Raw genomic sequence first — 9,229 nt, 5'->3', positions numbered from 1 at the left:
GAGGACACCGGCGGCGCCGGTGCAGGACACGATGACGTCGACGTCGGCGAGAGCGCCGGACAGACGGGCGAGCGGCACCGACCGGGCGGCGTACTCGCGCGCGAGCCGGTCGGCGCTGTCGCTGGTGCGGTTGACGACCACGATGTCGCTGGCACCGAGCCGGAAGACGGTGGCGACGGCGAGCGACGCCATCGCGCCCGCTCCCACCACGACGACGCGACGGCCGGCGACCGAGCCGGGGATCCGCTCGAGCGCGGCGCTCACCAGCGAGGGGGCCGCGCGGTCGATGTCGGTCTCGGCGTGCGAGCGCTTGCCGACGCGCAGGGCCTGCTGGAACAAGACGTTGAGGGCGGGGCCGACGGAGCCGAGCTCCTGGCCGAGTCGCAGCGCTTCGCGGGTCTGGCCGAGGATCTGGCCCTCTCCGACCACCATCGAGTCCAGACCCGACGCGACGTTGAACAGGTGGGAGACGGCACCGTCGTCGTAGTGGACGTAGAGGTGTGGCACGAGCGCCTCGGTGGACTCGCCGGCGCGCTCGACCAGCAGTCGGGAGACCTCCTCGACGCTGCCGTGGAAGCGGTCGACGTCGGCGTACACCTCGAGCCGGTTGCAGGTGGCGATCACGGTCGCCTCGCCGACGTGCTCGCTGCCCATCAGGTCGTCGACGAGCTTGGTGACGCCCTCGGCGTCGAGAGCGAGCCGCTCGAGCAGCGCGACGGGGGCCGACTTGTGGGAGACACCGACGACGAGGACGCTCATGCCGAATCCTCCGTCACGGCGTCGGCCTCGACAAGGCTGGCCGCTGCCTTGCGCTGGACGTGGTAGGCGAGGATCTGCAGCTCGATCGACAGGTCGACCTTGCGCACGTCGACACCGTCCGGCACCGAGAGCACGGTCGGGGCGAAGTTCAAGATGCTGGTGACGCCGGCCCTGACCATGCGGTCGGCGACGTCCTGGGCGGCCAGGGCGGGCGTGGCGATGACTCCGATGGCCACACCGTGCTCGACCACGATCGCCTCGAGCTCGCTGAACGGGCGCACGTCGACGCCGGCCACGACCTCGTCGTGCCGGTCGGGGTCGGCGTCCAGCAGGGCGACCACGCGGAAACCGCGGCTGCGGAAGCCGGAGTAGTTGGCGAGGGCGTGACCCAGGTTGCCGATACCGACGATGACGACAGGCCAGTCCTGTGTCACCCCGATCTCGCGGGCGATCTGGTAGCGCAGGTATTCGACGTCGTAGCCGACACCGCGGGTGCCGTAGCTGCCGAGGTACGAAAGGTCCTTGCGGAGCTTGGCGGAGTTGACGCCGGCAGCGGAGGCGAGCTCCTCGGAGGAGCAGGTCTCGATGCCCTGCTCGGCGAGCGTGATGAGGGCACGGAGATAGACGGGTAGCCGAGCGACAGTGGCCTCGGGAATGTCCCGGGCCTGGTCGTTGGACGTCCGTGCAGTCACTGCGTCTTCTTTCCAGCCGACGCGATCCCGGGTGTGGGAAACCCGTGTGAGGTCGAGTCGGCGCGATCACTGTAGGAGTTTGTGAACGGGAGAACAAACTGAGCCGAGCTGCGGACTAGCACATGTGACATGACCCACCCGCACTGGGGGTGACGAGCGCGCCTTCCGCCATCACCGCCGAGTCGGCGCCACCCTGCTGACGAGTCGGCGTGAACCTCACGCCGAGTCGGCAGATGCAGGCCGATCACTTGGCGCCGACTTGCCGATGACCTCGCGCCGACTCGGCCAGGTGTTCGCGCCGACCCGGCCAGGTGTTCGCGCCGACCCGTCCGGGTGTTCGCGCCGACTCGCGGGGCTCAGGCGCGCAGGGCGGAGCGCAGCCGTTGCGGGTCGACGCGCCAGAAGTCGTGCTGACGCCCATCGACGAACGTCACGGGCACCTCGTCGCTGAAGCGCTGCTGCAGCGCCGGGTCGGTGTCGATGTCGACCTCGGTGAAGGACTCGCCCAGCTCGGCGCAGACGGCCACAATGACCGTCCGGGCCTCCTCGCACAGGTGGCAGCCGGTGCGCCCGTACAGCGTGATCCGCGGTGCGCTCACTCGAGCAGCCCCAGCTGGCGCCGGCGCTCCATCCCGCGCAACCGGCCCTTCTGCACCTTGCCGGTGACGGTCAGCGGAAGCTCGTCGACGACCTCGATCCGGGTCGGCTGCTTGAAGCGCGCCAGCCGGGCAGCCGCGTGGTCGCGCGCGGCGTCGGCGAGGCCGACGGCCCCGGGGTCGCTGTCGTCGCGCGCCACGACATATGCAACGACGGCCTCGCCCGTCAGCTCGTCCGGGACTCCGATCACCGCGGCATCGCGGACACCCGGCACCTCGCGCAGGACGTCCTCGACCTCGGAGGGATAGACGTTGAAGCCGCTGACGATGATGAGCTCCTTGATCCGGTCGACGAGGAAGAGGTCACCCGTCGGGTCCAGGAAGCCGACATCACCGGTCGACCACCAGCCTTCGGCGCTCGGGCCGCCCGAGCCGTCGGGCCAGTAGCCGCTGAACAGGTTGGCGCCCTTGACCTGGATCTCTCCCGGGTCCTCGCCCACGACCGGGTGACCGGTCTCGTCGACGAGGCGGAGCTCGATGCCGGGCAGCGCTGCCCCGACGGAGCCGTTCTGCAGGGTCGCGCTGCACAGCGTGCTCGTCACGACCGGCGAGGCCTCGGTCAGGCCGTAGCCCTGGTGGACGGGGATGGCGGTCAGCGCAGTGAACTCCTCGATCACCTCGGGCGTCAGCGGCGCCGAACCGGAGAGCACGAGACGTACGGGGCCGAGCCGGTCGACGAGGTCCTCGACTCCGCGCCAGTGGGCGAAGACGGGCGGCGCGATGGGCAGCACGCTGACCGCCTCGTCCTCGATCAGGTCCAGGGCGCCGAGCGGGTCCCAGTGCTCGACCAGCAGCAGCTTGGCGCGGTGGCGCAGGACACCGCCGAGGACTGCGTTGAGGCCGTAGACGTGGAAGAGCGGCAGCACGCCGAGCACGACGTCGTCGCCGTGGATCATCGGCGGCTCGACCTCGGCGACCTGCGCCAGATTGGCCAGCAGCGCGCGATGGGTGAGCATCGCCGCGCGCGGACGCCCGGACGTGCCGCTGGTGTAGAGGAGGGCGGCCAGCTTCTCCGGGTCCGGCAGCGGGGGCAGGTGGCGGGGCTCGGTGGCGAGCACGTCGGCGTAGGCCACCTCCCCCTGAGCCGGGGCCGTGTCGATGACGACGATGCGGGGCCGGTGGGCGCGGACGACGAGGCCGGCGTCGAGGTCCGTCTCCGCGCCGTCGAGGGCGGCCGTCACCTGCGCGCACGCCGCGCGGACCGCGTCCAGGGCGACGGGATCGGCGACCACCAGCCGGGTGCCGGAGTCGGCGATCATCCGGGCGAGCTCGTCAGCGGTCGAGCGGGGGTTGACGGGGACGGCCACGACCTGCGCGCGCAGCACGCCGAGGTAGGTGGTCACGAACTCGAGGCGGTTGCCGATCACGAGCATCACCCGCGCGCCAGCGAGGATGCCGAGCCCGCCCAGTCCGGTCGCAAAGGACGCGACGTCGTGCTCCAGCTCGAGCCAGGTGCGCCCGCGACCACCGGACTCCACGACCGCGAGACGATCCGGCGCCTCCTCCGACGCGTGCAGCAGGAGGTCGGCGACGTCGGTCTGCAGCATGGGCCGATACTTCCATACGCGCTCACGGTGCGGGCGGGCTTGCGGGTCTACGCTGACCGTCGTGACGCCGCCTGAAAAGCACCGCCGACTCAACCTCCAGCAGCGCTCCGCGTTGGCAGGTGAGGCCGCCGCGGCCGCGGCCGAAGTGGAGGCGGCACTCAACATGCCCACCGATCTCACATCGGCCGCCTTCTTCGACGTCGACAACACCGTGATGCAGGGCGCGAGCATCTTCCACCTCGCGCGGGGACTGCACCGGCGCAACTTCTTCTCGACCCGCGACATCCTCGGCGCCGCCTGGAAGCAGACCTACTTCCGCGTCGTCGGTGTCGAGGACCCCGAGCACGTCGCCGACGCCCGCAACTCCGCTCTGAGCTTCATCGCCGGGCACACCGTCAAGGAGCTGGAGGAGATCGGCGAGGAGGTCTTCGACGAGGGCATGCAGCACCGCATCTGGCCGGGCACCCGAGCCCTCGCGCAGATGCACCTCGACCAGGGGCAGCGAGTGTGGCTGGTGACCGCGGCGCCGATCGAGATCGCCTCGATCATCGCCCGCCGGCTCGGCCTGACCGGTGCCATGGGCACCGTCGCCGAGCACGAGGACGGCGTCTACACCGGCCGTCTCGTGGGCGACCTTCTGCACGGCCCGGCGAAGGCGGAGGCGATCAAGGCCCTGGCTGCGCGCGAAGGGCTCGACCTCAGCCGCTGCTCGGCCTACTCCGACTCGTTCAACGACCTGCCCATGCTGTCCATGGTCGGTGACCCGATCGCGATCAACCCCGACGCCCGGCTGCGCACCCACGCGAAGGCGCACGGCTGGCGGATCCGCGACTACCGCACCGGTCGGAAGGCCGCCCGGGCCGGCCTGGTCGTGGCCGCCGCCGCGGGCGGGTTGAGCGGGGCCGTCGCCGCTGGCGCGGCCGTGCGGTCTCGGCGACACTGACCCGAGCTCGGCCCTTCTGGTCTGGTCATCAGGTGGCTTCGGTTCACTTTGTCCTCCGACCCGCATACCCTTGCCGCGTGGTCGAGGTGCTGGCCACACCTGGGAGGGTGTTCAGGAATCATGTGGGGCGACTGTGATCCGTCGGCTGGGCTCGACGCGCTTCGCCGCGCCGTCGCACTGGCCCTCTCGCCGTCCCTGTGTACGCCGCAGGGCGCACCCATCGGCGCACTGCTCGCCGAGGCCGCAACGACTCCAACGCCCGGTCCGGCCGGAGCCGGCGGCGCAACCGGTGACTACGGCGACGCCGACCAGGCCACCTCCTCGGAGGAGAGCGAGGCCGACCGCTCCCGACTGATCGCGCTCGTCGAGCTCGCCCGTGGCGGCGACAAGGAAGCATTCGGACTGCTCTACGACCACTACCAGCCCGCGGTCTACCGCTTCCTCTACTACCGCACCCGCTCGGCGACACTCGCCGAGGACCTCACGGCCGACACGTTCTTCCGCGCCCTGCGGAGCATGAACAACTTCCGCTGGCAGGGGCGCGACTTCGGCGCCTGGCTGATGACGATCGCGCGCAACCTCACCACCGACCACTTCAAGGCCGGACGCACTCGTCTCGAGATGACCACCGAGGACATGAGCCTCCATGACGGACTGACCGAGGGACCCGAGTCGGTCGTGCTGGCAGGGCTGACCAACGAGGTCCTCCTCAAGGCCCTCACCCAACTGCCGACCGAGCAGCGAGAGTGCCTGATCATGCGCTTCCTGCAAGGCATGAGCATCGCCGAGACGGCGCAGTCGCTGGGCCGCTCCGACGGCGCGATCAAGCAGCTCCAGCTGCGTGGAGTACGCAATCTGGCCAAGCTGATGCCCGAAGGGTTGCGTGAGTGATGACCTCGCCGATCCTGTGGCGTGACCAGCGCCACCGAAGTGGCCCGACCGGCCGCGTAACTTCCGTCCTCACCGGGTCGTTTGGCTCGGTGGAGGGGCACCGAACGGCCACCACAAGTGGCCTGCGAAAGCAAGGAAGAAAGCGATGACTGGGCCTTTCTCAGCGCGACGACGCGCAGAGGAGTTCGATGCGGCACTGTCGCGTCCGCTCACCGAGCAGGACGCGCAGGAGTTCGCTGCGCTCTTGGCCGTCGTGCACGACCTGCGCGCGGTCCCGCAGCTTGCCCCGCGTGCCGAGTTCGTCGCCGACCTGCGCTCGCGCCTGATGGTCGAGGCCGACACAGCCCTGCTCCCCCAGGCCGCCCGCCCCCTGACCGCCGAGGAGCAGCGCCTCGTGCTGCCGGTGCGCTCCTACCGACGCGACCGTCGCCTCGCCACCGTGCTCGGTGCGGCCGCCCTCGTCGGCGCGACCACCTCGATGGTGGTCGCCGCTCAGACCGCCCTGCCCGGCGAGTCGCTCTACCCCGTCAAGCGTGCGATCGAGAACATCCAGACCGGCATCTCCCGCAGCGACACCGCGAAGGGCGAGGCGTTGCTCGCCAACGCCCGTGGTCGCCTCGACGAGATCAGTGACCTCGCCGCGCGCGGCAACCCGGCCAGCGTCAGCGCCGTCGAGTCGACGCTGGAGACCTTCAGCGACCAGGCGGACGAAGCCTCCGACGCACTGCTCGCGGCGTACGACGACACGGGCGACAAAGCCCTGATCACCGAGCTCCGCTCGTTCACCAGCTCGAGCATGGACCGCCTCTCCGCGCTGGAGTCGTCGCTGCCCGCGTCCGCCCACGACAGTCTCGTGGCGGCGGGCGAGCGGCTCGCCGACATCGACCTCGCGGCCAGCCGGCGGTGCCCGTCGTGCGGTGGCGACGTGACCTCGATCCCGCCCAACCTGCTGTCCGGCGGCAACGTCTCGAGCGGCGTGACGACGCTGATCCTCACCGCCAGCCAGGATCCCGGCCTGCTCACACCGGCGAAGGCCGGCGGACCCCAGCCCACGTCACCCGCCTCCCCCGACGCGATCTCCGGTCAGGGCGTCGACGACGTCGAGGTGCCCGATCTCGAGGTGCCCGATGCGACGGCGACCCCGACCCCGACCGGCAAGACCCCCGGGCTCCCCGGCAAGACCCCCGGGCTCCCCGGAAAGGCTGTCAAGACCCCGGTCAACGAGGTCACCAAGCTGCTCACGGGAGACCTGTCGACCGCGACTGCCGCTCTGCCGGACGCGAACCCCGAGCTCACCGGAGTCGGCACCACGCTCGACGGCACGATCGACGGGCTCCTAGGCACGCTCGACGGCGCGACGGACCCGCTGCTGCCCTGAGCGATCAGGTCAGCGGAAGACGCTCTGCCGCTCGCGCAGCAGGGTGAACAGCGTCTGCTGGATGGTCTCGCGCACCTGGTCGGTCACGTTGAAGACCAGCATCGGGTCGTCCGCCTCGACCGCGTCGTAGGAGTCGGTGCGGATCGGCTCGCCGAACTCGAGCAGCCACTTCGACGGCAGCGGCACCAGGCCGAGCGGGCCCAGCAGCGGGAAGAACGGCGTGATCGGGATGTAGGGCATGCCGAGCAGGCGCGCCAGCGACGGGAGGTTGCCGACGAGGGGGTAGATCTCCTCGGCGCCGACGACCGACAGCGGGATGATCGGCACTCCGGTGCGCAGCGCGGCCGAGACGAAGCCACCACGGCCGAACCGCTGCAGCTTGTAGCGGTCGCTGAAGGGCTTGCCGATGCCCTTGAACCCCTCGGGCCACACGCCGACGAGCTCGCCGCCGGACAGCATCCGCTCGGCGTCCTCGCCGCACGCGAGGGTCGCCCCGCCCTTGCGGGCGAGGGTGCTGACGACGGGCAGTCTGAAGACGAGGTCGGCGCCGAGCGGACGCAGGAACCGGCCCGTCTCGTCGTGGATCTTCAGCATGGTCATCAGGCCGTCGACGGGCAGCGTGCCGGAGTGGTTGGAGACCACGAGCGCGCCACCGGTGGTCGGGATGTTCTCGGCGCCGCGCACCTCGATGCGGAACCACTTCTCCGCGATCGGGCGCAGGGCGGCCAGGAAGAAGCGCTCGGTGACCTCGGTGTCGAAGCCGTAGTCGTCCACGACGTACTCGCCCGAGAGACGACGGCGCAAGAACGCCATCATCTCGGCCAGACGACGCTCCCAGTGGTCGCCGAAGATCTCGATCGCCGCCCCCTGGAAGGCGGAGAACCAGTCGCCGATCGGAACTCCGGCGAGGGGGTGGCGCTCTTGGGTCGTCACGGCGGGGCGCGGCGCCGGCTCGGCGGCGGGAGCCGACGGCGGAGTCGCCGCCCTTGTCGGGGCGGACTTGGCAAGAGGCTTCGAGGCAACGGAGGCGGCCGTCTTTGCGGGCGGCTTCGGCGGGCGGACCAGACTGCGAGCCGCCGAGGACGGACGATCGCGACCGGTGCCACGACCGGGGCGACCGTTGGTGCCGATCGGGATGATCTGTGCGTCGGAGTTCCTGGCGTCAGACACGAGCCTCACCCTTCGCAACGGGAAGGAGTACGTCGCCGCGCACCGGCACACCGAGCGAGATGCCGAAGTCGGCGAAGGCGCTGGCGGTGGAGTAGCGCGGCTCGAAGCCGAGCACCCTGCGCATGCGATTTGTGTCGACGCCGCGACCAAAGGTCAAGAAGCCGAGCTGCTCGGGCGAGAAGTCGGCGACCCGGGCCTGCCGGAGCACGGAGCCGAGGCGACCCACCGCGAAGCGGGGCATGGCCACGGAGGGCCTGTTGAGGCGACGGATCGCCTGGGTCAGCATGAGCATGCCGTCACCGGCGACGTTGAAGGTCCCCGAGATGTCGGAGACCGCCGCGTGCCTGAGCACGTCGAGCAGGTCGTCCTCGTGCAGGAACTGCAGCCGCGGGTCGAAGCCGAGCACCCGGGGGATCACCGGCAGCCGGAAGTAGCTGGTGATGGGACTGACGACGTGCGGCCCGATGACGTTGGCCGCGCGGATGGTGGTGACGTTGACGTCGGGGCGGCGGCGCGCGAAGCCGCGAACGTAGCCCTCGATCTCGTAGACATCCTTGGCGTAGCCCGCGCTGGGCAGCCGTTTCGGTCCCATGTCCTCGGAGAACATCGCGGGGTCGCGCGAGCTGGCGCCGTACATCGTCGTCGTCGACTTCACGACGAGGCTCCTGAGCGTCGGCGACTTCTGGCAGGCAGCCAGCAGCTGCATCGTGCCCATGACGTTGAGCTCTTTCATCGTGTTGCGACCGCCGGCCGAGCCGGGGGTGGCGATGACGCTCATGTGGACGACGGTGTCGACGTCCTCCTTGGCGAGCACCTTCGCGATGACCGGGCTGCGGATGTCGGCGCGCACGAACGACACGTCGCCGATGTCCCCGCGTGGCGGGACGACATCGACGCCGATGACGCGGTCGATGGAAGGGTCTGCGGTGGCTGCACGCGCGAAGCGGCGACCGATGTCCCGGGAGATCCCGGTGACCAGTACGACCCGTCCCATGACCTACGCCCCCCTACCCGATGATGGTGGCAGCGGCTACTTGCCGAGCTTACGACGCTGAACGCGCGTCTTCTTGAGCAGTTTGCGGTGCTTCTTCTTGGCCATGCGCTTGCGCCGCTTCTTGATGACAGAACCCACGAAAAAACCTTTCACGAACCTGCGCACGCGCAAACGGATGCGCGCGCGGCGCGCAGGCAGG

General features: G+C 70.3%; 10 protein-coding genes. 3 read left to right on the top strand and 7 right to left on the bottom strand.

What is annotated here, in order from left to right; translation table 11 throughout:
• The 4 genes from hemA to RMO85_RS01705 form a co-directional block, all read right to left on the bottom strand.
• Positions 1-759, bottom strand: a 759-nt coding sequence (gene hemA, locus RMO85_RS01720) for a glutamyl-tRNA reductase (protein WP_310526081.1), incomplete at its 3' end; no start/stop codon positions are given.
• Positions 756-1,451 (bottom strand): redox-sensing transcriptional repressor Rex, encoded by a 696-nt coding sequence (locus RMO85_RS01715; protein ID WP_310526079.1) that lies wholly within the window; start codon positions 1,449-1,451, stop codon positions 756-758. The genes RMO85_RS01715 and hemA, both read right to left, overlap by 4 nt.
• 356 nt (positions 1,452-1,807) lie before the next feature.
• Positions 1,808-2,050 (bottom strand): glutaredoxin family protein, encoded by a 243-nt coding sequence (locus RMO85_RS01710; protein ID WP_310526078.1) that lies wholly within the window; start codon positions 2,048-2,050, stop codon positions 1,808-1,810.
• On the bottom strand, positions 2,047-3,654 hold the full coding sequence (locus tag RMO85_RS01705; protein WP_310526077.1) for an AMP-binding protein: 1,608 nt from the start codon (positions 3,652-3,654) through the stop codon (positions 2,047-2,049). Before RMO85_RS01705 ends, RMO85_RS01710 begins: the two co-directional genes overlap by 4 nt.
• Before the next feature lie 61 nt (positions 3,655-3,715).
• On the opposite strand from RMO85_RS01705, the gene RMO85_RS01700 reads away from it, so the two are divergent.
• From RMO85_RS01700 to RMO85_RS01690, 3 genes are all read left to right on the top strand, one after another.
• Entirely contained in the window at positions 3,716-4,597 is an 882-nt protein-coding gene (locus tag RMO85_RS01700) for an HAD-IB family hydrolase (RefSeq protein ID WP_310526076.1), read from the top strand.
• 120 nt (positions 4,598-4,717) lie between these two features.
• On the top strand, positions 4,718-5,488 hold the full coding sequence (locus RMO85_RS01695) for a sigma-70 family RNA polymerase sigma factor (RefSeq protein WP_310526074.1): 771 nt from the start codon (positions 4,718-4,720) through the stop codon (positions 5,486-5,488).
• A gap of 145 nt (positions 5,489-5,633) precedes the next feature.
• Complete coding sequence (locus RMO85_RS01690) at positions 5,634-6,866, top strand: DUF5667 domain-containing protein (RefSeq protein WP_310526073.1); 1,233 nt, start codon at positions 5,634-5,636, stop codon at positions 6,864-6,866.
• Positions 6,867-6,875: 9 nt separating this feature from the next.
• Here the strand turns inward: RMO85_RS01690 and RMO85_RS01685 are convergent, their stop codons facing one another.
• The 3 genes from RMO85_RS01685 to RMO85_RS01675 are packed head-to-tail and all read right to left on the bottom strand — an operon-like array spanning position 6,876 to position 9,168.
• Entirely contained in the window at positions 6,876-8,036 is a 1,161-nt protein-coding gene (locus RMO85_RS01685; protein ID WP_310526071.1) for a lysophospholipid acyltransferase family protein, read from the bottom strand.
• Positions 8,029-9,030 carry an NAD-dependent epimerase/dehydratase family protein gene (locus RMO85_RS01680; protein WP_310526069.1) on the bottom strand — a complete coding sequence of 334 codons (1,002 nt, stop codon included), beginning with the start codon at positions 9,028-9,030 and terminating at the stop codon, positions 8,029-8,031. Before RMO85_RS01680 ends, RMO85_RS01685 begins: the two co-directional genes overlap by 8 nt.
• A gap of 36 nt (positions 9,031-9,066) precedes the next feature.
• A complete protein-coding gene (locus RMO85_RS01675; RefSeq protein WP_008356322.1) occupies positions 9,067-9,168 on the bottom strand; it encodes a 30S ribosomal protein bS22 in 102 nt (33 codons plus the stop codon).
• Between the last annotated feature and the right edge of the window lie 61 nt (positions 9,169-9,229).

Source organism: Nocardioides sp., from assembly GCF_031422975.1.
GTDB lineage: Bacteria > Actinomycetota > Actinomycetes > Propionibacteriales > Nocardioidaceae > Nocardioides.
This window is presented reverse-complemented; position numbering and strand designations above follow the sequence as displayed.